Source organism: Sinomonas sp. P47F7 (assembly GCF_049332655.1).
Lineage (GTDB): Bacteria > Actinomycetota > Actinomycetes > Actinomycetales > Micrococcaceae > Sinomonas.
The window spans coordinates 2,738,120-2,759,135 of sequence record NZ_CP186327.1 but is presented as its reverse complement, the minus strand read 5'-3'; the positions used below and the strand labels follow the sequence as shown (position 1 = coordinate 2,759,135).

20 protein-coding genes, 2 tRNA genes and 1 other RNA gene are annotated in these 21,016 nt (G+C 68.9%); 14 read left to right on the top strand and 9 right to left on the bottom strand.

Annotation, left to right across the window (positions count from 1 at the left end; all coding sequences use genetic code 11):
* Positions 1–233 precede the first annotated feature (233 nt).
* The 5 genes from ACOKR1_RS12840 (at position 234) to ACOKR1_RS12820 (ending at position 3,903) form a co-directional block, all read left to right on the top strand.
* On the top strand, positions 234–647 hold the full coding sequence (locus ACOKR1_RS12840) for a DUF3052 domain-containing protein (protein WP_415854110.1): 414 nt from the start codon (positions 234–236) through the stop codon (positions 645–647).
* A complete protein-coding gene (locus ACOKR1_RS12835; RefSeq protein ID WP_422933428.1) occupies positions 644–1,138 on the top strand; it encodes a peroxiredoxin in 495 nt (164 codons plus the stop codon). Before ACOKR1_RS12840 ends, ACOKR1_RS12835 begins: the two co-directional genes overlap by 4 nt.
* Before the next feature lie 58 nt (positions 1,139–1,196).
* Positions 1,197–1,272, top strand: a tRNA-Val gene (locus ACOKR1_RS12830).
* 318 nt (positions 1,273–1,590) lie between these two features.
* The gene (locus ACOKR1_RS12825) at positions 1,591–2,385 is read left to right on the top strand and encodes an IclR family transcriptional regulator (protein WP_422936637.1); all 795 of its coding nucleotides are present in this window, start codon (positions 1,591–1,593) and stop codon (positions 2,383–2,385) included.
* Between the two features lie 159 nt (positions 2,386–2,544).
* Entirely contained in the window at positions 2,545–3,903 is a 1,359-nt protein-coding gene (locus tag ACOKR1_RS12820; RefSeq protein WP_422933427.1) for an MFS transporter, read from the top strand.
* Positions 3,904–4,009: 106 nt separating this feature from the next.
* On the opposite strand, the gene ACOKR1_RS12815 is transcribed toward ACOKR1_RS12820, so the two are convergent.
* Complete coding sequence (locus ACOKR1_RS12815; protein ID WP_422933426.1) at positions 4,010–5,098, bottom strand: D-2-hydroxyacid dehydrogenase; 1,089 nt, start codon at positions 5,096–5,098, stop codon at positions 4,010–4,012.
* 61 nt (positions 5,099–5,159) lie between these two features.
* Between ACOKR1_RS12815 and ACOKR1_RS12810 the strand changes: the two genes are divergently transcribed.
* From ACOKR1_RS12810 to gndA, 3 genes are all read left to right on the top strand, one after another.
* Positions 5,160–6,098 carry an NAD(P)-dependent oxidoreductase gene (locus tag ACOKR1_RS12810; protein ID WP_422933425.1) on the top strand — a complete coding sequence of 313 codons (939 nt, stop codon included), beginning with the start codon at positions 5,160–5,162 and terminating at the stop codon, positions 6,096–6,098.
* A complete protein-coding gene (locus tag ACOKR1_RS12805) occupies positions 6,095–6,865 on the top strand; it encodes a glucose 1-dehydrogenase (protein WP_422933424.1) in 771 nt (256 codons plus the stop codon). The genes ACOKR1_RS12810 and ACOKR1_RS12805 overlap by 4 nt, the downstream gene beginning before the upstream one ends.
* Before the next feature lie 215 nt (positions 6,866–7,080).
* Positions 7,081–8,520 carry an NADP-dependent phosphogluconate dehydrogenase gene (gndA, locus tag ACOKR1_RS12800; protein ID WP_422933423.1) on the top strand — a complete coding sequence of 480 codons (1,440 nt, stop codon included), beginning with the start codon at positions 7,081–7,083 and terminating at the stop codon, positions 8,518–8,520.
* Positions 8,521–8,631: 111 nt separating this feature from the next.
* Here gndA and ACOKR1_RS12795 read toward each other — a convergent pair whose 3' ends face one another.
* Positions 8,632–10,248, bottom strand: coding sequence for a purple acid phosphatase family protein (locus ACOKR1_RS12795; RefSeq protein ID WP_422933422.1), 1,617 nt, complete (start codon positions 10,246–10,248; stop codon positions 8,632–8,634).
* 163 nt (positions 10,249–10,411) lie between these two features.
* On the opposite strand from ACOKR1_RS12795, the gene ACOKR1_RS12790 reads away from it, so the two are divergent.
* On the top strand, positions 10,412–12,115 hold the full coding sequence (locus ACOKR1_RS12790) for an LssY C-terminal domain-containing protein (RefSeq protein ID WP_422933421.1): 1,704 nt from the start codon (positions 10,412–10,414) through the stop codon (positions 12,113–12,115).
* 12 nt (positions 12,116–12,127) lie between these two features.
* Here ACOKR1_RS12790 and epsC read toward each other — a convergent pair whose 3' ends face one another.
* The 3 genes from epsC to msrA all read right to left on the bottom strand — a co-directional run bounded on the left by epsC (position 12,128) and on the right by msrA (position 14,301).
* A complete protein-coding gene (gene epsC / locus ACOKR1_RS12785; protein ID WP_422936636.1) occupies positions 12,128–12,703 on the bottom strand; it encodes a serine O-acetyltransferase EpsC in 576 nt (191 codons plus the stop codon).
* A 51-nt stretch (positions 12,704–12,754) separates the two neighbouring features.
* Positions 12,755–13,687 carry a cysteine synthase A gene (cysK, locus tag ACOKR1_RS12780; RefSeq protein WP_422933420.1) on the bottom strand — a complete coding sequence of 311 codons (933 nt, stop codon included), beginning with the start codon at positions 13,685–13,687 and terminating at the stop codon, positions 12,755–12,757.
* 89 nt (positions 13,688–13,776) lie between these two features.
* On the bottom strand, positions 13,777–14,301 hold the full coding sequence (gene msrA / locus ACOKR1_RS12775) for a peptide-methionine (S)-S-oxide reductase MsrA (protein ID WP_422933419.1): 525 nt from the start codon (positions 14,299–14,301) through the stop codon (positions 13,777–13,779).
* 54 nt (positions 14,302–14,355) lie between these two features.
* On the opposite strand from msrA, the gene ACOKR1_RS12770 reads away from it, so the two are divergent.
* Both ACOKR1_RS12770 and ACOKR1_RS12765 read left to right on the top strand, forming a co-directional pair.
* Positions 14,356–15,321, top strand: a complete 966-nt coding sequence (locus ACOKR1_RS12770; protein ID WP_422933418.1) for a Nif3-like dinuclear metal center hexameric protein — start codon at positions 14,356–14,358, stop codon at positions 15,319–15,321.
* Positions 15,322–15,365: 44 nt separating this feature from the next.
* Complete coding sequence (locus ACOKR1_RS12765; protein WP_422933417.1) at positions 15,366–16,100, top strand: zinc ribbon domain-containing protein; 735 nt, start codon at positions 15,366–15,368, stop codon at positions 16,098–16,100.
* A 15-nt stretch (positions 16,101–16,115) separates the two neighbouring features.
* Here ACOKR1_RS12765 and ACOKR1_RS12760 read toward each other — a convergent pair whose 3' ends face one another.
* A complete protein-coding gene (locus ACOKR1_RS12760; RefSeq protein ID WP_422933416.1) occupies positions 16,116–16,880 on the bottom strand; it encodes a YaaA family protein in 765 nt (254 codons plus the stop codon).
* Between the two features lie 55 nt (positions 16,881–16,935).
* Between ACOKR1_RS12760 and rnpB the strand changes: the two genes are divergently transcribed.
* The 3 genes from rnpB to ACOKR1_RS12745 all read left to right on the top strand — a co-directional run bounded on the left by rnpB (position 16,936) and on the right by ACOKR1_RS12745 (position 19,314).
* Positions 16,936–17,326, top strand: an RNA gene (gene rnpB, locus ACOKR1_RS12755) — RNase P RNA component class A.
* 240 nt (positions 17,327–17,566) lie between these two features.
* Complete coding sequence (locus ACOKR1_RS12750; RefSeq protein ID WP_422933415.1) at positions 17,567–19,084, top strand: glyceraldehyde-3-phosphate dehydrogenase; 1,518 nt, start codon at positions 17,567–17,569, stop codon at positions 19,082–19,084.
* A gap of 29 nt (positions 19,085–19,113) precedes the next feature.
* A complete protein-coding gene (locus ACOKR1_RS12745; RefSeq protein ID WP_422933414.1) occupies positions 19,114–19,314 on the top strand; it encodes a hypothetical protein in 201 nt (66 codons plus the stop codon).
* A gap of 67 nt (positions 19,315–19,381) precedes the next feature.
* On the opposite strand, the gene def is transcribed toward ACOKR1_RS12745, so the two are convergent.
* From def to orn, 3 genes are all read right to left on the bottom strand, one after another.
* Complete coding sequence (gene def, locus ACOKR1_RS12740) at positions 19,382–19,954, bottom strand: peptide deformylase (RefSeq protein ID WP_422933413.1); 573 nt, start codon at positions 19,952–19,954, stop codon at positions 19,382–19,384.
* Positions 19,955–20,051: 97 nt separating this feature from the next.
* Positions 20,052–20,124, bottom strand: a tRNA-His gene (locus ACOKR1_RS12735).
* Positions 20,125–20,258: 134 nt separating this feature from the next.
* On the bottom strand, positions 20,259–20,921 hold the full coding sequence (orn, locus tag ACOKR1_RS12730; protein WP_422933412.1) for an oligoribonuclease: 663 nt from the start codon (positions 20,919–20,921) through the stop codon (positions 20,259–20,261).
* Positions 20,922–21,016 lie beyond the last annotated feature (95 nt).

Here is a 21,016-nt window from a genome sequence, read left to right as displayed (position 1 = left end):
GACGCCGGGCAGTATCGTTGCTGGGCCTCAAAGTTCAGGCCCATTTTCGTGTAAGCGCCCCTCATCAGGCAGCCGGGTTCCCCAGCCGGAGCAGCGGCGCGCTCCCTGTCACTCTAGCGGCGCAGGCCGGGCGCGCGCAGCGCGTGCGCTTGATGCTACGCGCCAAACGGTGTTGGCTTATAGATACATTCCCCGCGGCACAAGGCGAGCGGGGTCTGCTAGAGGAGGAGAACGTGGGCGAGACCGACACCGCCGCGGAAAGCAATGTGGCGGAGCGATTGGGTTTCAAGGGGGGAGACCTGATCCAGGAGTTCGGCTACGACGAGGACGTCGACTTCGGCCTCAGGGAGGCCATCGAGGACCGGGTGGGCTCCGAGCTACTTGACGAGGAAGAGCACGACGTCGTCGACGCGGTCGTCGTGTGGTGGCGCGACGGCGACGGCGACCTCGTGGACATGCTCGTCGACGCCCAGACCACCCTCGAGGACCGTGGTGTCGTCTGGCTCCTGACCCCCAAGCAGGGGCGGGATGGCTATGTGCCCCCGAGCGAAGTCCAGGAGGCGGCTCCGACCGCGGGCCTCCATTCGACGTCCACAGCCGGCGTCTCGAAGGATTGGCACGCCACGCGCCTGGCGCGCAAGAAGTGACCGACGCTTTCCCAGCTCACCCTCCCCACCTCGGCGACGAGGCTCCCGACTTCGAGCTCCCGAATCAATTCGGTGAGCCCGTTCGGCTCTCCGCGTTGCGCGGCAGGCCCGTGGTCGTCGTGTTCTATCCCTTCGCGTTCTCCGGGATCTGCACGAGCGAGCTCTCGGAGATCCGTGACCGCTGGGACGTGTTCTCTCGCGCGGGCGCCGAGGTCGTCGCCGTCTCGGTGGACAGCAAGTTCACCCTCCGGGCCTTCGCGGAAGCCGAGGGATACGCTTTTTCGCTCGTGGCGGACTTCTGGCCCCACGGAGAGGTCGCGCGGCGCTATGGGGTGTTTGACGACGCGAGCGGGATGGCCCTGCGCGGCACCTTCATCCTCGACTCGGCGGGCATCGTCCGCTACAGCGTGGTCAATCCGCGCGGCCAGGCCCGCGATCTCGGCGAGTACGCCGAAGCGCTCACCCGACTCTCCTCAACGGAGGCCCCGTAGCGGCGTCTGGCGCGGGCTGGCGTCGGGTAGAGTGGAATTTCGCCGGCGCGGCCGGCATGGGTCTTTAGCTCAGCTGGTAGAGCGCCACGCTTACACCGTGGATGTCATCGGTTCGATCCCGGTAGGACCCACCATTATTCGATCGGCATTATTCGATCGGCGCCCTCTGGGCAGGCTTCTGGCGCTCCGCCGTCTCGATCACGGCATGGAAAGAGCCTCCCGCCGCAGCCATTGGGGGGTTGCCGCGGTGGGAGGCTCTGCTTTCGAATCCTAGGTGAACTGCCGGTAACGAACAAATCCGACGATTGCCCGGACGGCTCCTGAGAACGCCGCGTAAGCTCCCTGCGCGACCAGTTGCTCAGTATCATGATCTGTGTTCAGTATTTTGGACGAAGCGCGGGCGTCCGCCCGCACAGGTTAGGAGCACCGTGGCACCGAGCAGGTCAGCAGCCATTCCCGAGCTGGAGCGCGGCGCGCGCGAGGAGGCGTCGTCGTCCTCGCCGGCGCCGGCGGTGACGCGCGCGGCCGCCGTCCTTGACGTGCTGTCCAGCGCGCCCAGCGGGCGCGCGACGCTGAGCGATCTTGCCCGCGAGCTGGGCATCCCGAAGTCGTCGACGTCGAACATCCTCCAGGCGCTCGAGGACGCGGGCCTCGTGGCCCGCGAGGGCAGTGACTTCTCGTTGGGGCGCAAGCTCGTGGAGCTCGGTGCGTCCTACCTGAGCCGACGAGACGAGATCCGCGAGTTCTATCAGTTCTGTGCCCAGGCGCCCGCGCTTTCGCGCGAGACGGTGCGGATCGCGCTCCTCGACGGGGACCACGTGATCTACCTGGCCCGCTACGAGGGGCACCCGGCCGTTCGGCTCACCTCCACCATCGGCGACAAGATGCCGGCGTCGCTCTGTGCTGTGGGCAAGGCGCTCGTCGGCCGACTCCATGAGCATGACTGGGAGGACATGTACCCCGACGATGCCGAGCTCCCCGTCCTCACGCCGCACTCGATCCGCACAGGCAAGGCGTTCAAGGAGGAACTGCACCGCATCAAGAACCAGGGGTACGCGTTCGAGGACGAGGAATCGACGCTCGGGGTCGTGTGCCTCGCGGTGCCCGTCCCGACGCATGGCGCGCATGGGCCGAACCTGGGCGTGAGCGTCACGGCGCTCAAGGCGACGTTCACCGAGGAGCACAAGGCGGCCATGGTCGGCGAGCTCCAGCAGCTCGCGCGGGCACTCGGCAACCCCATGGGGTGATCGCGGCCCTGGGAATGGTCAGCAGAGTGAACTGAATCCACTCCACTGGACAATCGTTCAGAACTCTGTACGCTATTCAGTACAGTGATCGGTGTCACGCCGACCTGATGATGATGCGTCCCCGCCGAGCCTTGGGCCGGCGAGTCCAAAGGAGTACAGATGCACACCAGCCATCCTGGCAGCGCGCTTCCCGTGGCGGGCCCGCGGCCCGACGAGGTCGCCGTCGATCCGGCCCAGCTCCGCGGCGCGACGCTCGCGAGCTCGATCGGATCCGCCCTCGAGTACTACGACTTCTACATCTTCGGCCTCGCGACTGCCCTCGTCTTCGGGCCGCTCTTCTTCGCCCCGTTCGGCAACGCGAGCATGATCGTGGGGCTCGCAACGTTCGGCGTGGCCTACGTGGCCCGCCCGCTGGGCGGCTTCATCTTCGGCTACATCGGCGACCGCTGGGGCCGCAAGATGGTCCTGCTCGGCACGATCCTCCTCATGGGCTCGGCGAGCTTCCTCATCGGCCTTCTGCCCACCTACAGCCAGGTCGGCGCCGCCGCGCCCGTCCTCCTGATCGCGCTCCGTATCCTTCAGGGCCTCGGCGCCGGCGCGGAGCAGGCCGGCGCGACGACCCTCATCTCCGAGGTAGCCCCGCCGAAGCGACGCGGCTATTTCGCGGCCCTCCCGTTCGTCGGCATCCAGCTCGGCACGCTCCTCGGCGCCGGCACGTTCGCGCTGCTCGGCCTCGTGGACCCCAAGCTCGTCCAGGACTGGCTGTGGCGCGTTCCGTTCCTCTGCTCGTTCATCCTCATCGTGACCGCGGTCGTCATCCGGCTCCGCCTCAAGGAAACCCCGGTCTTCCAGGAGCTCGAGAAGCACAACGAGGTCGTGAAGAACCCCATCGTTGCGGTCGTTCGCTCGTCGTGGCGCACGGTGCTCAAGGGCATCGGCATCCGCATGGCGGAGAACGGCAACTCGTCGATCTACTCGGCGGTCGTCGTCTCGTTCCTCGGCACGGTCGCGGCCTTCAAGACTGACAAGGCGATCGGGCCGGCCTCGCTCCTTGTTGCGGCCGGGGTCGCTGCGGTCGCTGTCGTGGCCTTCGGCGCGCTCTCGGACCGAGTCGGCCGCGTCAAGGTGTACCGCTATGGGGCGCTCTTCCAGGCGATCATCGCCTTCCCGGCGTTCTTCCTCGTCACGCTTGGGCAGCCGTGGCTCGTGTTCGTCGTGATCGCGATCGGCACGGGCATCGGCGTCCAGGCGTGCCTCGGGCCGCAGTGCTCGCTCATGCCGGAGATGTTCGGCGCCACGCGCCGCTTCACCGGCGTCGCCCTGAGCCGCGAGATCTCTGCGATGGTCGCGTCGGGCCTCGTTCCCGTGCTCATCGGCATCCTCCTGAGCGTCACGAACAACTCATGGGTGGTGCTTGCTGGCTTCTCGCTGGTCCTCGCGCTCATCACGTTCGCCACGACGTTCACCATCCGCGAGACGAAGGGCCGCGACCTCACGGCGCTGGAGGACGGGGCGTAGGCCTCGAGCCCAAGCAAGTCGAGCCGAAGGAAGTCGAGCCCAGAGCAAAGTGAGGCCCCGCCGCGCGAATCGCGGCGGGGCCTCACTCGCTTGGCCGCGGTGCGGATCAGTAGAAGTGCACCGGGTCCACGGTGTGGGGGAGAGCCGCCCCGTCGAGGAACCTGCGCAGGTTGCTTGCGAACCGCTCGGCGATGAGTCGGTTCTCGGCAGCACTCAGCGCCGACGTGTGCGGCGAGACGAGGACACGGGGGTGCGCCCACAGGGGCGAATCGGCTGGGAGCGGCTCGACCGCGAAGACGTCGAGGCATGCATAGCCCACGGTGCCAGCCTCGAGCGCCTCGAGCAGCGCAGCCTCGTCCACAACGGTGCCGCGGCCCACATTGACCAGGATCGTGCCGGGACGCATCGCGGCGAAGACCTCCCGGCCGATGAGCCCGTCGGTGTACGCCGTGCCGGGGAGCGTGTTCACGAGTGCGTCGGCGTGAGGCACGAGCTCGGGGAGCCGGTCCGCGGTCGCGACCTCGTCGATTCCCTCGATCGGCTCGGCGTTCCGCTTCGTGCCGCTCACCGTCAGGCCGAGCGCCCGCGCGAGCCGGGCCGTCTCAAGTCCGATCTCGCCGAGCCCAGCGATCACCACATGGGAGCCGGCGGCGAGGCGCGTCGGGATGCGGAGCTCAGGCCAATGCTTGGCCTGCTGGTCCGCAGCGAGCTCGGCCGTGCGCTTGAGCCCGTTGAGGATGCCCATGACCGCGAATTCGGCTAGCGGGAGGGCGTGCACGCCCGCGGAGGTTGTCACTGTCACGCGCTCGAGCTCGGTACGGGAGACCCCGCTCGCCTTGACGGCCGCGCCTGCCCCCGCGGCCATCGCGTGAACCCAGCGCAGCCGCGGGTTTTCGGCGACTACCCGCGCGAAGCCGGCGGCGGATTCGTTCGGGAATCCGTACAGCACATCCGCCGAGTTGACGAGCTTCCAGTAGCGTTCCTCGGCCTCGGGGTCGCGCACGAACGCCGGATCGCCCACGTGGTCGGCGGGAAAGCGCTCGGGCGGGAGGAGGTCCGGCTCGTACAGGACGGTAACGGCGGGATCGACGGCGCGGATCGCTTCGACGAGCTCCGCTTCGAGGGGGACGGCGATGGCCACCGTGAGGGGTTCGCCGGCGTGCGACGCGGCGGGCGAGGGCGATTCTGGACTCATGTGTCCAGTCTACTGAAATCCGGCTAATATACTGAACAAAATGTCAGAGAGGAGAGCCACCATGACACGCGACAACGGCACCCGCGGAACCGCGGGTTTCGTCGGGCTCGGCCTCATGGGCGGCCCCATGGCCAACAACCTCCTTGCGGCGGGATGGCGTGTGCGCGGCTGGAACCGCTCACCCGCGGCGTACGGGCCGTTCGAGGCGGCCGGGGGAGAGCGGATCGCGTCCGTCGCGGAGCTCGCTGGCGTCGGGACCATCGTGTTCATGCTTCCCGACCTGCCGATGATCGAGGAGGCCGCGGCCCCGCTGCTCTCCGCGTGGGCCGCGAGTCCGCCCGCCGAGCGAACGCGCGTCGTCGTCATGAGCAGCGTCTCGCCCGTCGCCGTCAAGCGCTTCGGGGCCGCCGTCGACCGCGCGAGTGCGGGCCGCGCCGCCGTCGTCGATGCGCCGGTGAGCGGCGGCCGGGCCGGCGCCGAAGCCGGAACGCTCGCCATCATGGTCGGCGCCGAGCCGGCCGACTTCGACGCGCTCGGGCCCGTCCTCCGTGCCATGGGGGCGAACGTCGTGCGCCTTGGGGCGCTCGGCGCGGGGTCCCTCGCCAAGGCCTGCAATCAGCTCATTGTCGGGACGACGGCGGCGGCCCTCGCCGAAGCGGCCGTGGTCGCTGAGGCCGAGGGCCTCGATGTCGGCGAGTTGTTCGGCGTGCTGTCCGGCGGGCTCGCCGGCAGCCGCGTCATGGACCAGCTTGCCCCGCGCATGATCGCCCGCGACTACACGCCCACCGGACCGGCGAAGTTCATGCTCAAGGATCTCCGCTTCGTCGAGGCCGCCGCAGCGGAGGCGGGCGCCAAGCTGCCCCTCGCCGAGGCTGCGCTCGAGGTCTTCGGCGAACTCGTCGCAGCGGAGCTGGGCGACCTTGACCTTGCGTCCGTCCACGAGCTCGCGCGCCGCCGCTCCGGGCTCGCCGCCACGCCTTTCCAGGAGGAACAGCCATGACCGCACTCTTCGACCTGACCGGCCGCACGGCCCTCGTGACCGGCTCGAGCCGGGGAATCGGCTCCGCGCTCGCCCGCGGACTCGCGGAGGCGGGGGCCACGATCGTGATCCATGGCCGCGACGCCGAGCGCGCCGAGGCGACGCGCCGCGAGATGGCGGCCGTCTACGGTGACGGCCGTGCGTTCGCGGTCGCGTTCGACGTGACCGATCCCGAGGCCGCCGCGGCGGGCGTCGCCGAGGCCGAGGCCAAGGCGGGTCCGCTGCGCATCCTCGTCAACAACGCGGGCATCCAGCATCGCGTGCCGCTCTTCGACCTCGACCCGGCGGACTGGGACCGTGTTCTCAGGACCGACCTCACGAGTGCGTTCCTCGTGGGCCGCGAGGCGGCACGCGGGATGGCCGAGCGCGGGGCGGGCAAGATCATCAACATCTGCTCCGTGCAGACGGACCTCGCGCGGCCCTCGATCGGCGCGTACACCGCCGCGAAAGGCGGCCTGCGCAATCTCACGCGCGCGATGGCGGCCGAATGGGCCGGCTCCGGCCTCCAGATCAACGGGGTCGCGCCCGGCTACATCCACACCGAGATGACCCAGAACCTCGTGGACGACGCGGAGTTCAACGCCTGGATCCTCGGGCGCACGCCCGCCCGCCGCTGGGGGACGGTCGACGACGTCGCTGGGCCGGTCGTGTGGCTCGCCTCGGACGCGTCCGACTTTGTCAACGGCCAGACGATCTTCGTCGACGGCGGCATGACGGTCGTCGTCTGAGTTGCCTCGCGTCGCCTCTCCGCGGCGGATGACGCGGGGGTTGCGGCCAGCTCACAAGGCAATCATGGCAAGCGATTGCCAGAAGTTAGGTCCACCGAAATAGGCTGTCAAGAAAGGGCATGCCGGCCCGCTGTCCACTAGCGTGGACTTCAGGCACTGGCAACAGCCGCGGGTCCGCGAACCGACGCGGGCCGGGCTCGAGAAACGGAGAGTACATGTCTGCACAGATCGGCGTCACCGGACTCGCGGTGATGGGAGCGAATCTCGCCCGAAACCTCGCGCGCAACGGCTACACCGTCGCGCTCCACAACCGCTCCGTCGAGAAGACCGACACCCTGCTGGCCAAGCACGGCGACGAGGGCAACTTCATCCGCACGGAGACCCTCCAGGAACTCGTCGACTCGCTCGAGAAGCCGCGCCGCGTGCTCATCATGGTCAAGGCCGGCGCGCCCGTCGACGCCGTCGTGGACCAGCTCGTGCCGCTCCTCGAAGAGGGCGACATCGTCATCGACGCGGGCAACTCGCACTATGAGGACACTCGCCGCCGCGAATCCGCGCTTGCCGAGAAGGGCCTCCACTTCGTGGGCGTCGGCGTCTCGGGCGGCGAGGAGGGCGCGCTCAACGGCCCGTCGATCATGCCCGGCGGCTCGAAGGAGTCCTACGCGGCCCTCGGCCCGCTGCTCGAGAAGATCTCGGCGAAGGCCAGCGACGGCACGCCGTGCTGTGCATGGATCGGCACCGATGGCGCGGGCCACTTCGTCAAGATGGTCCACAACGGCATCGAGTATGCCGACATGCAGGTCATCGGCGAGGCCTACGACCTCCTGCGCAGCGGCGCCGGCCTCGAGCCGGCCGAGCAGTCCGCGATCTTCGAGGAGTGGAACAAGGGCGAGCTCTCCTCGTTCCTCATCGAGATCACGTCCGAGGTGCTCCGCCATGTCGACGCCAAGACGGGCCAGCCGTTCGTCGACGTCGTCGTGGATGCGGCGGGCCAGAAGGGCACGGGCCGCTGGACCGTCCAGTCGGCGCTCGATCTCGGATCCCCTGTGTCCGGCATCGCCGAGTCGGTGTTCGCGCGTGGCATCTCGTCGCAGCGCGGCCAGCGCGCCATCGCCCAGGAGACGCTCGCGGGCCACGAGGTTGAGGTGACGCTCCCCGAGAACTTTGTCGAGGACGTGCGCCAGGCGCTCTACGCCTCGAAGCTCGTGAGCTACGCGCAGGGCCTCGACATGCTCTCGAGCGCCGCGAAGGAGTACGGCTGGGACCTCAAGCTCGACGAGATCGCGTCCCTGTGGCGCGCGGGCTGCATCATCCGCGCTGACCTGCTCAAGGACATCATGGAGGCGTACAAGGGCAGCGAGAAGCCCGCGAACCTCCTGTTCGCGCCCGCGTTCGTGGAGTCCGTCGGCGCGGCCGTCCCCGCGTGGCGCCGCGTCGTGGCCACGGCCGTTCAGCTCGGCATCCCGGTGCCGGTCTTCTCCTCCTCGCTCGCCTACTACGACGGCCTGCGCCGCAAGCGCCTCCCGGCCGCCGTCATCCAGGGCCAGCGCGACCTGTTCGGCGCGCACACGTACCAGCGCGTCGACGTCGAGGGCACGTTCCACACGCTGTGGGGCGAGGACCACTCCGAGATCTCCGCGGTCGACACTCACTGAGTGATGAGGATCTGACCCTCGCCACCGAGGAGGGTCACTTTCCAACGGACGACGGCGCCGCTCCCCATCGTGGAGAGCGGCGCCGTCGTCCGTTGTCGGCGAGGGACGGCCTTAGTTGTTCTCGCCGCCCTTGCCGGCGTCCGCGCGCGGGCGGCGCAGCGTGAACGTCTCGAACGCCTCGAGGCCGCCGCCCACGCCGGTGACGTTGTAGTACGTGACCTTCATGGTCGTCTCGCCACCCGGCTTGCCGGGATCGACGTCGAACGCCCCGAAGCCGTAGGAGTTCGCGGCATCCCGCACGGCCGACCACGGGGCCTGCTCATGCACGTACACGGGCGCGTGCTTGCCCGTTGTGGGATTCGGCGCCGTGACGGAGACGATCACGCGGCACTCCGGCGGCGTGAAGAGGAGCTGGTTCGACGGGACGGACGTCCCGCCGCCGCCGAGGATCATGTGCACCGTGCCCTTCGTCGTGTCGACCGACTGGGTGTCCGTCGCGGCGGGCTTCGGGGTGAGCGTCTGGTTGGCCTCCGCGCCCCGGACCGGGTGCGAGCGCTCGTAGTGGTGCTCGTGGCCGCACACCACGAGGTCCACACCGTACTTGTCGAAGAGCGGGCCCCACTCCTGCCGGATGCCGAGGTCGGCGCCGTTGAAGTTGTTCGCCGTGCTGATCACCACCTGGTGCATGCAGACCACGACCCAGTCGATCCCGCCGTTCGACCGCGCGTCCTTGAGCTCGCTCTCGAGCCACGCCTTCTGGGCGCCCTTCGAATAGCCGCGGACGTAGGAGTTTCCGCCGTCCTGGTAGCAGACGTCGTCGTTCGCGAGGGAGATGACGCGGACTGCGCCGACCGTGAAGCTGTACCAGAGGCCGCGCGTCACGTCGGTCTGGCCGGAGGCCTGGGGAACCTCGAAGTATGTCTGGTACGCCGCGTAGCCGATCGGACCGTTGCCGAGCTCGTTCTCGTGGTTCCCAGCCGACGGCATCCACGGGCGGTTGCGCGCGCTGCGCGAGTTGTTCGTCCAGAAGTCCCACCACGTGCGGATGCGGTCGGTCGCGAGGTTGGCGTAGCAGAGGTCGCCGTTGAAGAGGTGGAACATCGGCTGGACTCGCTCGACGCCGCCCGTCGTGTCTCCCGCGGAGGGGGAGCCGAGGTTGTCGTTGACCCACGTCGTCGTCCCGGACTGCTTCTTGCCGAGCGTCGGGGTGCCCTGGTCGCCGAAGCTCGTGAACGTCACGCGTGCCCGGCCGCGCGGGCCCGTGGTGAACGTGCCGAACTCCGGTGTCGCTCCCGCGTGGACAGCGGCGTAAAGGTAGCCCGTGGCGGGCTCGAGCCCCGTGAGCGACGCATGGAGCGCGTAGACGGTGCGGCCGGACTTGGCGTCGAGGTAGCTCCGCGTCGTGGCGGCGACGGCCGCGTCGAAGTTGCCGTGGGCATCGCCAAGCAGCACGCGGGCGTCCGTGACAGGCTGGAGCGTGTGCCACGAGACCACGATCGCGCGCGACGCGTCGGCACCGAACTGGAGGTGGAGACCGTCAACGGTCGGGGTCGCGGTCGGGTCCGTGCCCGAGAGCGAACCGGGCAGGCCCTTCTCATCCGCGGGTGCCTGGGCGGGGGATGCCTGAGCGGGGGTTGCGATGGCCACGGTGCCCGCGGCGGCGGCGAGGCCGGCGCCGATGAGCAGGCGACGGCGGGTGACGGGGGAGTTTTCGGGAGGCGTCGTCATGGGCCTGAGCATGCACCGCCCATCGCCGACGGCGGGCCAACCGAGCGTGAACGCCCGGTGCACGTTCGGTGCACGGCTGCGGGCCCCAGATGGAGCAGGATGGAGTCGCAGGCGTTTCGCGGGGAAGCCGGGAAAAGACAGCACGGAAGTGGAGGCGGTAACCATGGAGGAACGTGGGACGGCGCGGCGACGGGGCGGGGGCGCGGCGGCGCACCTGCTGCTGGCCCTCGCGGGGCTCGTGCTCGCGGTCGCCTGCCTGTACGCGGTCAGGACGCTCTCCCTCTTCGTGTCCCCGATGCTGTTCCTCGCCGCGATCTTCCTTGAGGCCGTGTTCGTCGCCGTGGTCGTATACGCCCTCGTCCGGGCGCTGACGAAGCCCTCTGCCATGCTCCGCTCGCTCGCGGCGTCCGCCTGGATCGGGCTCGAGTCGAACGACTACGTGGTGAGGTTCCGCACCAGCGAGGTGCCGTGGGTGCGTTGGCTGCGGAACCGCTTCCGGCGGGATACGTCGACCGGCATCTGGCTCACGGGCACGCTCGTGGTCGCCGCGATCCCGTTCGTGAACTTCGTGAGCCTCGCCATCGCGGTGGCCACGCACGGGTCCCTGACTTCCGTGGATCAGCGCATCGCGAACCTCATGCCCCGGGTCCGCACGCCGGGCGAGACGGAGTTCTTCACCGCAGCGACCATGCTCGCGAACGTGCAGACTCTCGTCCTGGTCGCCGCGGTTGCCGCCGGGCTGCTGTGGTGGAGGCGGCGTCGGTTCCTCGCGGGAGCAGTCGTCGTGGCCGTGCTCGCGCAGGAGGCCGTGTACTACGTGGTCAAGGCGATCGTGGGCCGCGCGCGCCCCGATGAGTCGCTGGCCCTGCTGATCAACACGGGCCCCAGCTTCCCGAGCGGCCACGTGGTGCGGGCAACCGTGGCCTACGGAATCATCGCCTACCTGCTCTTCAAGGCGTTCAGGTCGCGGGCGGCCAAGGCGGCCACGGTAGCCGGATATCTCGTCGTCGTCCTGCTCGTGGCCATGAGCCGCGTCTACTTCGGCGCCCACTACGCGACCGACGTCTGGGGAAGCATGCTGCTGGGCAGCGCGATGCTCGCCGCGCTTGTGGGGACCCTCGAGATCGCCGCGCGCTTTCCGGTGATGAACGGACGACGGCGCGCGGTCGCCCCAGGGCGCGTCCTCGCCGTCGTTCCCGTCTTGGGGGTCGCCTTCGCCCTCGTCTCGGCGCCCCTCTTGGTCCATCCGGAGGCCCACCCGGCGGAGCCGCGCACGGAGCCGCTCGCCTCGCTGGACACCGCCTCGCTGGCTCGGCTGCCCCTCTACAGCGAGACGCTCACGGGCGACCGGATGGAACCGGCGAGCTTCGTCTTCGTCGGCACCGAGGAGCAGCTCGTTCAGGCGTTCGAAGGCCGAGGCTGGGACCGCGCCGACCCCTCGACCTTCGCCAACACCATCCGCGCCTTCGCCGTGGGCTTCCACGGCGGCCAGTACGCGACGGCGCCCGTGACCCCGTCCTTCATGGCGTCCCAGCCCGAGTCGATCGCGTTCCAGAAGGCCACCGCGTCGAATTCCTTGCGGCAGCGTCACCACATCCGCATCTGGCGGTCCGGCTTCACCGCACCGGACGGCCGACCCGTCTGGGAGGCGACCGCGAGCTTCGACGACGGGATTGAACTCGCCGGGACCGCCAAGGTCCCCACCCATCACATCGACCCGAATATCGACGCCGAGCGGGCCTTCATCGTGGGCTCCCTCGGGTATCCCGACCACCTCGTCGCGCTCACGACGCCTCAGATGGGCCACAACGGGAGTGGCGACGAGTTCTTCACCGACGGCAGGGCAGAACTCCTCGAGCTCCGCTGACCGGGCGGGTGGTCAGATGTAGTAGTACTCCGCCGGATCGACGGCCGGCTTCGTCTCCTTGACCGCGTCGCGGTGCCGCCACGTGGCTGGGATGCCGGTCACGATCGAGTTCGGGGGAGCGTCCTTGACCACCACGGCGTTGGCGCCCACGGCGCTCCCAGCACCGATCGTGATGGGACCGAGAACCTTCGCCCCGGCGCCGATCGTGACGCCGTTGCCGATCGTCGGGTGGCGCTTGATCTTGGCGAGCGAGCGGCCGCCGAGCGTCACACCGTGGTAGATCATGACGTCCTCGCCGATCTCGGCCGTCTCACCGATCACCACGCCCATGCCATGGTCAATGAAGAACCGCCGGCCGATCGTCGCTCCGGGATGGATCTCGATCCCGGTGAGGAATCGCCCCGCCTGGGAGATGAGCCGCGCGGAGAAGCGCAGCTCGGGCTTCTGCCACATCTTGTGCGTGAGCCGGTGGATCCAGATGGCGTGGAGTCCCGAATAGGCCAGGAAGTTCTCGACGTTTCCGCGGGCTGCGGGGTCGTGCGCGCGGGCCGCCTCGAGGTCCTCGAGGAGCCGCGCGAACGTGCGAATGATGAGTGACACAGACTTCTTTCTACCGCAGCCCGCCCGCGGGGGCGATTTCTAGCCGCGGATGTCGTCGAAGAGGACAGTGGAGATGTAACGCTCGCCGAAATCGGGGACGATCGCGACGATGAGCTTGCCTTCATTCTCGGGCCGCTTGGCGAGCTCAAGCGCGCCCCACACGGCCGCACCCGCGGAGATGCCGCCGAGGATGCCCTCCTTCGCGGCGAGCGCGCGCGCCGTGGCGACCGAGTCTTCGAGGGTCGCGTCGAGGACCTCGTCGTAGACGGTCGTGTCGAGCACCTCGGGGACGAAGTTGGCGCCAATGCCCTGGATCTTGTGCGGGCCGGGGGCACCGCCGTTGAGGATCGGGGAGTCCTTCGGCTCGACCGCGACGACCTTGACGCTCGGCTTGCGCTCCTTGAGGAGCTGGCCGGCGCCCGTGATCGTGCCACCCGTGCCGATGCCGCCCACGAAGACGTCGACCTTGCCGTCGGTGTCGTTCCAGATCTCCTCGCCCGTGGTCGCACGGTGGATCGCCGGGTTGGCCGGGTTCGCGAACTGCTGGGCCCAGATCGAGTTCTCCGTGTTCGCCACGATCTCCTGGGCCTTCTCGACAGCGCCGCGCATGCCCTCTGAGCCCGGCGTCAGGACGATCTCGGCGCCGTAGGCGCGCAGGAGCACACGACGCTCCGTGGACATGGTCTCCGGCATCGTGAGGATGACCTTGTAGCCGCGGGCCGCGCCGACGAGGGCGAGCGCGATGCCGGTGTTCCCCGACGTGCCCTCGACGATCGTGCCGCCCGGCTTGAGCGCACCGGAGTTCTCCGCGGCGTCGATGATGGCGACGCCGATGCGGTCCTTGACGCTGTTGGCCGGGTTGTAGAACTCAAGCTTGACGGCAACCTCGGCGCCGAGGCCCTCCGTGAGTCGGTTGAGCCGGACAAGGGGGGTGTTGCCGACCAGCTGAGTCACGTCGTCGTAGATGCGCATGGATTTCCTTCGTGTGAAGTGGGGAGCCGCTCGCGGAGCCGAGCGGCATGGCAGGCCGCGCTCAGCCTAGCGATGCCGGGAAATGAGGGCTAGGAGTCGAGCCACGCTGAGTAATATTTCCGGGCTTTAGCCAGCTTGGGATTGATGATGACGTGACAGTACCCAGCGTGCGGGTTCTTGGCGTAGTAATTCTGGTGGAATTCCTCGGCCGGATAGAACATGCTCGCGCGTGTCACCTCGGTGACAATCGGCCGATCCCACAGGGCCTGATTCCGCTCGATAGCGTCCTCGAAGAGCATCTTCTCCTCGTCATCGACGTAGAACATCGATGAGCGATATTGCGTCCCCACGTCATATCCCTGCCGATTGAGCGTGGTCGGATCGTGGAGCGCGAAGAACATGTCGAGCACGGTCTCGGCCGGAATTGTGTCGTCGTCGAACGTCACCGCGACCACCTCGGCGTGGCCAGTCATCCCGCTGCACACGCTGTAGTAGTCCGGGTTGGGCAGATCGCCGCCGATGTACCCGGACACGACCGAGCTCACGCCCTTGGTCTTCTGGTAGACGGCGTCGAGGCACCAGAAGCAGCCGCCGCCCAGGATGAAGGTCTTCATGCTGCCTACAATGTCCGGGACAAGCGGAAGATTCCCGAGAGAGGATTGCGCCTAGTGTCTGAGGGACGCCGCACGCCCGAATCCCCCCGTGCCGACGAGCCGAGCGAGGCCGCTGAGGCGGCGGAGCCCGCGGAGGGCACTCCCACGACGACGACGGACGACGGCGCCGCCCCGGCTGCCGCTGCCTCCCTCGCCCAGGTGCTTCTCGCCGTGGAGGAGCTGTGGCCCGAGTCGCTCGCCGAGGAATGGGACGCCGTCGGCCTCGTCACGGGCCGCCCGGCCCAAGAGGTGACCAAGATCCTGTTCGCGGTCGACCCCGTGATCGAGGTCATCGAGGAGGCCACGAAGTGGGGTGCCGATCTCCTCGTGACGCATCACCCGCTGCTTCTGCGCGGGGTCCACACCGTCGCGGCGAACACGCCCAAGGGCCGCGCCGTCCATCGGCTCATCGAGTCGGGTACGGCGCTGCTCACGGTCCACACGAACGGCGACAGCGCCGTGGGCGGCGTCTCCGACGTCCTCGCCGACGCGCTAGGGCTCGAGAACGTCGAGCCGCTCACGAAGGCCGCCAACGGCCTGCCCGAGGAAGGCGTCGGCCGCGTCGGTGACCTCTCGGAGGTCACGAGCCTCGCGGACTTCGCGGAGACGCTGTTCGGCCTCCTCCCGGCGGTTGCGGGGGGAGTACGCGTCTCGGGCGACCGAGACGGCCTCGTGCGCCGCGTCGCGGTGTGCGGGGGAGCCGGTGACAGCCTGTTCGAGAGCGTGCGGACCGCGGGCGCGGACGTGTACGTCACGGCCGATCTCCGCCACCATCCGGCGTCAGAGGCACGGGAGTCGAGCCCCGACGGCCGGCCGTACCTCATCGACGTGAGCCACTTTGCGAGCGAGTGGCTGTGGCTTCCGGCGGCCGCGCAGGCGCTCGACAATGTGCTCCGCGACCAGGGGCACACGGTGGACGTCAGGGTCTCGACGGTGAACACCGATCCGTGGGACTTCATCCTGACGCCCACCGAGGGATAGAGTCGCAGCCACGACCCGCGCGCCGACGACGTCCAGGAGGAACCATGCCGAAGGCCCCCGCCGCTGAACAGCTCAAGCTGCTGGGCCTTCAGGCCCTCGACGCAAAGCTGCATTCCCTCGACGTGCGGCGGAAGGCCCTTGAATCGGACCCCCGCGTGGGGCCGTCGGACGCGGCCGTCGCGGAGGCCGCCAACGTGGCCCACGAGGCCAACCGTGCCGTCGAGGCCGCCGAGGCCGAACTCACGAAGGTCGAGCAGAGCGTAGAGCAGCTCACGTCCCGGATCGAGCGGGACGAGGCGCGCCTCTACGCGGGCGGGCTCTCGAAGGATCTCCAGGCCCTCCAGCAGGACATTGCGGGCCTCACGGCCCGCAAGTCGGACCTCGAGGACACGGAGCTCGAGATCCTCGAGCGGCTTGAGTCGCTCCGCTCGGAGCAGTCGGCAGCGGCCGAGGTGAAGGCCGCGGCCCTCACGAGGGATGCGGAGCTCCGGTCGGAGCTCGATGCCGGCCTCGGCTCCGTCGCGGAGGAGCGCGCCGCGGTCTCTCGCGAGCGCGCCGATTACGTGGCGGGCGTCGACGGCGGCCTCGTTGAGGTTTACGAGAAGACGCTCGCGCGGCGCGGCGTCGGAGCGGCGCGGCTGTTCCACGGTGTGTCCGAAGGCTCCGGCATGACGCTGAGCCCCGGCGATCTCGCGACGATCCGTGCCGCCGCCGAGGATGAGATCGTGTTCTGCCCCGATTCGGGCTGCATTCTGGTTCGCTCTCCCGACTGGAACTGACGGGGCCCGCGGGCCTCAGCCCTCGAGGACGAGCGCGAGCGAATGCGGCCTGCGGGCCGTGCCCCCGGTCAGCTCGGCGTTCCAGCGCTCGCTCGCGGCGGCGAGCAGGGCCGCGGGCGTGGCTGGCGCCTTGCCCCTCCGCGTGAGCAGGTGCCGCACGAACTCGCCCCGATGGTGCTTCGCGAAGTGGCTCACCACCGTCCGCTTGCCGTTCCGCTCGGTCAGAACCTCGACTGTCACAGTGCGCTCGGCGGGCGGCGCATAGGCCGCGGCGTAAGTGCTCGAGCGGCAATCGACCAAGAGACCCTCGGCCGCGCGCTCGGCGAGGGCGTCTCGAAGGAGCGGCTTCCAGTACGAGGCGAGTCGCCCGAGCCCGGGCAGGGCCGTTGACATCGAGAGCCGGTAGGCGGGCACGGTGTCCGCGAAGCCGACCGCGCCCCACAGCGCCGAGACGACGACGATCCACTCGTCCGCCTTCCGTCGCTGCGTCGGCGTGAGCGACGCGTAGCCGAGCGCCTCGTACAGGACCCCCGAGTACACGCGGTGCGCGGGCGCCGCCGGTTCGGTGTGGAGCCGCCGGTTCCGCTCGACGTCGTCCGCGAGGGAGGCACCCACGCCGAGCGCTTCGAGCGCGTCGTGGCGCCCGCTCACCTCTGCGAGGCACTCCATGACCTCGCGGCGCGCCCCCGCAAGGCCCGGGAAGCTCAAGGCGGCGAGGTCGACGGCGGCACCGCGGCCGGCGGGAGTCTTGCCCTCGGAGGGCGGGAGCAGGATGAGCACCACGGAATCCTATCCGCCCGGATAGCTCCGCCGCCCCGGTACACTGGGAGGCGGATGGGACAGCCAGACGGCCGCGCGCCACGCAAGTGGCTCGAGGAACGTCCGGGCTCCGCAGAGCAGGGTGGTGGGTAACGCCCACTCGGGGCAACCCGCAGGACAGTGCCACAGAAAACAGACCGCCGCCGCGCACCGCGCCGTGAGGCACGGCGCGGCGGTAAGGGTGAAACGGTGGTGTAAGAGACCACCAGCTCCCCGGGTGACCGGGGAGGCTCGGTAAACCCCACTCGGAGCAAGGCCAGACAGGGCGCGATTGAGGGCTGCTCGCCCGAGTGCCCGGGTAGGCCGCTGGAGGGTGCCGGCAACGGCGCCCCGAGATGGATGGCCGTCGCTTCCTCGCCGGCAACGGCGGGGGAGAACAGAACCCGGCGTATCGGTTGTCCCATCCCCTTTGGGGACTCGCTGAGTCCTTGCGGAGCGGCCGCGAACCGAGAGTCTGTGAGTGACTTCACAGCCCTCGCCCGCCGCCGGGCCTCCCCCCGCCCGTAGAATTGGGGGTGAACGTGGATGTTCAGGAGCCGGCTCTGCGATCGCAGAACCGGCTTTTTTCGCGCCGTGCGCCAGCACCCGGCGAGCGGGCAGCGCACGACGGCGTGCGCGACACTGCAGAGAAAGGCACCTGTGTGAGCATGACGGATACCGCCCTCGCTACGTGGATCGGCCGGGAGGCCGCGGCGGAAGAGATGATTCCGCTGATCGGGCGCCTCTACCGCGAAAACAACGTCGTGACCTCGGTCCACGGCCGCAGCCTTATCAACCAGTCCGTGGTCGGCCTCCTCAAGGCCCACCGCTGGGCCCGCCAGATCGACAGCGAGGAGCTCGACCTCGAGGAGACCCTCCCCATCCTGCGGGCCCTCGTTTCGCTCGAGCTCGGTGCCGCGTCGATCGACCTCGCCCGCCTCAACGAGAAGTTCCGCGCGGAGGGGGCAGACCGCACGCTCGAGGATTTCCTGGCCGGCGAGCTCTCTGGTCTTGTAGGCCAGCGCGGGGCGGATCCGCGCCCCAGCACGGACGTGGTGCTCTACGGCTTCGGCCGGATTGGCCGCCTCGTGGCCCGCATCCTCATCGAGCACGCGGGCGGCGGCCACGGCCTGCGCCTCCGCGCGATCGTGGTGCGCAAGGGCTCGGACAAGGACCTCGTCAAGCGGGCGAGCCTCTTGCGCCGAGACTCGGTCCACGGCCCGTTCGAGGGGACCATCACGGTGGACGAGGTCAACAACACGATCCTCGCCAACGGCACGCTCATCCAGGTCATCTACTCGGACAGCCCCGCGACCGTCGACTACACCCAGTACGGAATCCGGGACGCGATCGTCGTGGACAACACCGGCCGGTGGCGCGACGAAGCGGGCCTCTCGCAGCACCTCGAGAGCAGGGGCGTCTCGCGCGTCCTGCTCACCGCGCCCGGCAAGGGGGGCCTGCCGAACATCGTCCACGGCATCAACCACGGCGACATCACCGCCGAGGACCGCATCGTCACGGCCGCCTCGTGCACGACCAACGCCATCACGCCCGTGCTCAAGGCGATCAACGACAAGTACGGCGTGGTCCACGGGCACGTCGAGACGGTCCATTCGTTCACGAACGACCAGAACCTCACCGACAACTTCCACAAGGGCGACCGCCGCGGCCGCTCCGCCGCGCTCAACATGGTCCTGACCGAGACCGGCGCCGCGAAAGCCGTCGCCAAGGCCCTCCCCGAGCTGGCGGGCAAGCTCACCGGGAACGCGATCCGCGTCCCCACCCCGGACGTCTCCATGGCCATCCTCAACCTCAACCTCGAGCGCGAGGCCCCGAAGGACGAGGTCAACGCCTACCTGCGCGACATGTCGCTCCACTCGGATCTGCGCAAGCAGATCGACTACATCGCCTCGCCGGAGGTCGTCTCGACCGACTTCGTCGGCTCGCGCCGCGCAGGCATCGTGGACGGTCTCGCGACGATCAGCACGGCCCGGAACCTGGTCCTCTACGTCTGGTATGACAACGAGTTCGGCTACAGCTGCCAGGTGGTCCGCGTGCTCGAGGAGATGGCGGGGGTCAACGCGCCGTTCTTCCCGGCTCGGTCGGAGGCGCCGTCCGAGGCCCCGTCCGAGGCTCCTGTGGGGGCCGATGACCTTTTGGCAACAATCGGTGAGGTCACTGGATAACCCCAGACTCGCGGAGCAAGATGCAAGCTATGGAAGCGACTGAGCACGAGAGCACCCTCGAACACGCACTCGACGTGGCCAAGGCGAACGCCAAACAGGCGCGGCTCCTCCTGGACCATGCAAAGGCCAAGCTCGAGGCCGGCGAGGTGACCCCCGAGCGGGTCTCGCAGCTCGAGGACCTGCTGCGGATCGCCGAGGAGGATCTCCTCCGGGTGACCAAGGAACAGTAACGAGCCCAACTGACAGCGAAGGGCGCCGCACTGGGTGCGGCGCCCTTCGTCGTGGTGATGGGGTTGGTCAGTGTCCGAACGGGTCGGGGTCGACTCCCGGCATCCAGGTCAGGCCCGGGACGCCCCAGCCGTGCTGCTTGGCGGCCTTCTTCGCCTTGCGGGCGTAGCGCTCGGGCAGCTTGTCGACGTAGAGCTTGCCGTCGAGGTGGTCGTACTCGTGCTGCATGACGCGCGCGAACCAGCCTGTCGCGACGAAGTCGACGCGGGAGCCGTCTCCGTCAAAGCCCTCGACGCGGGCCCAATCGGCGCGCTTGAGCGGGTAGCTCTCGCCGGGGAAGGAGAGGCAGCCCTCTTCGTCCTCCTCGGGGTCGGGGGCCGTGCCCGGGACCTTCGAGAGCGTGAGGCGCGGGTTCACGAGGACGCCCCGGGGAGGCACGTCGTCGTCGTTCTCGAACTTGTACACGAAGATGCGCAGGCCCACGCCGATCTGCGGGGCAGCGAGCCCCACGCCGTTCGCGGCGTCATTCGTCTCGTGCATGTCGGCGATGAGCTCGCGGAGCGTGCCGTCGAACTCGGTGACCTCGGCCGCCCGCCGGTGCAGGACGGGCTCGCCCCAGATGGTCACGGGATGGACAGTCATGTGTTCCCTCAACTTCGTACGGATCCGTCGGCGCCTCAACGCGAGAGGCCGCACGGCGAACCGTGCGGCCTCTCGTGCGGGACAGTCCCGACTTCGGGGTGAGTAACGGGGGTTGAACCCGCGACCTTCTGGACCACAACCAGACGCTCTGCCGACTGAGCTATACCCACCACGCAACCATCGAAGTACGAAGGGTTGCCCCTCCATGCTGCAACGGCAACGACGACTAGTCTACCTGCTGTTCACGGGTGCTTTTGCCATTTTTGGGGGATTCCCGGGACTTTTTCGCGGCCTGCGGCACAGGTCACAGGTCCGCGGGCGTCTCCGCGGGAGCATGCGTGCTGGGCGTCGAGGCGGCGGCTCCTGCAGCGGAAATCCGGGCGGAAATCTCCTGTGCCGTGGCCGAGTCCGGACCAGGGGCCGGAACGAAAACCGCCTCGCGGTAGTAGCGGAGCTCGTCGATCGAGTCCCGGATGTCGCCGAGCGCGCGATGGCCGCCGGTCTTCGCAGGGGCCTGGAAGTAGGCGCGCGGAAACCACCTCCGGGCGAGCTCCTTGATCGTCGAGACGTCGATGATCCGGTAGTGGAGATGCTCGATCACCTCGGGCATGTCGCGCGCGAGGAACATCCGGTCCGTCCCCACGGAATTGCCGCCGAGCTGGGCCTTGTTCGGCTCCGGAACCCACTTTCGGATGTACGCCATGACCTCCGCCTGGGCCGCCTCGAGCGTGACGCCGTGCGGCAGCTCATCGAGCAGCTTGGACGAGGTGTGCATCTCGCGCACGAAGTCGTTCATGCCCTCGAGGGCCTCGTCAGAGGGGCGGATGACGACGTCGACCCCGTCGCCCAAGATGGTGAGTTCTGCGTCGGTCACGAGGACAGCCACCTCGATGAGGGCGTCCCGGGCGATGTCGAGGCCCGTCATTTCGCAGTCGATCCAGACAATCCGTTCAGCATGGTTAGACACCCTGCCAATGTACCCGAGGCCTTCCAGCACGCCGGTTTCCGGCCGGACCCCGATGCTAGACTGGGGCTCTCCCGCACTGATCGAAGGGGTGATTC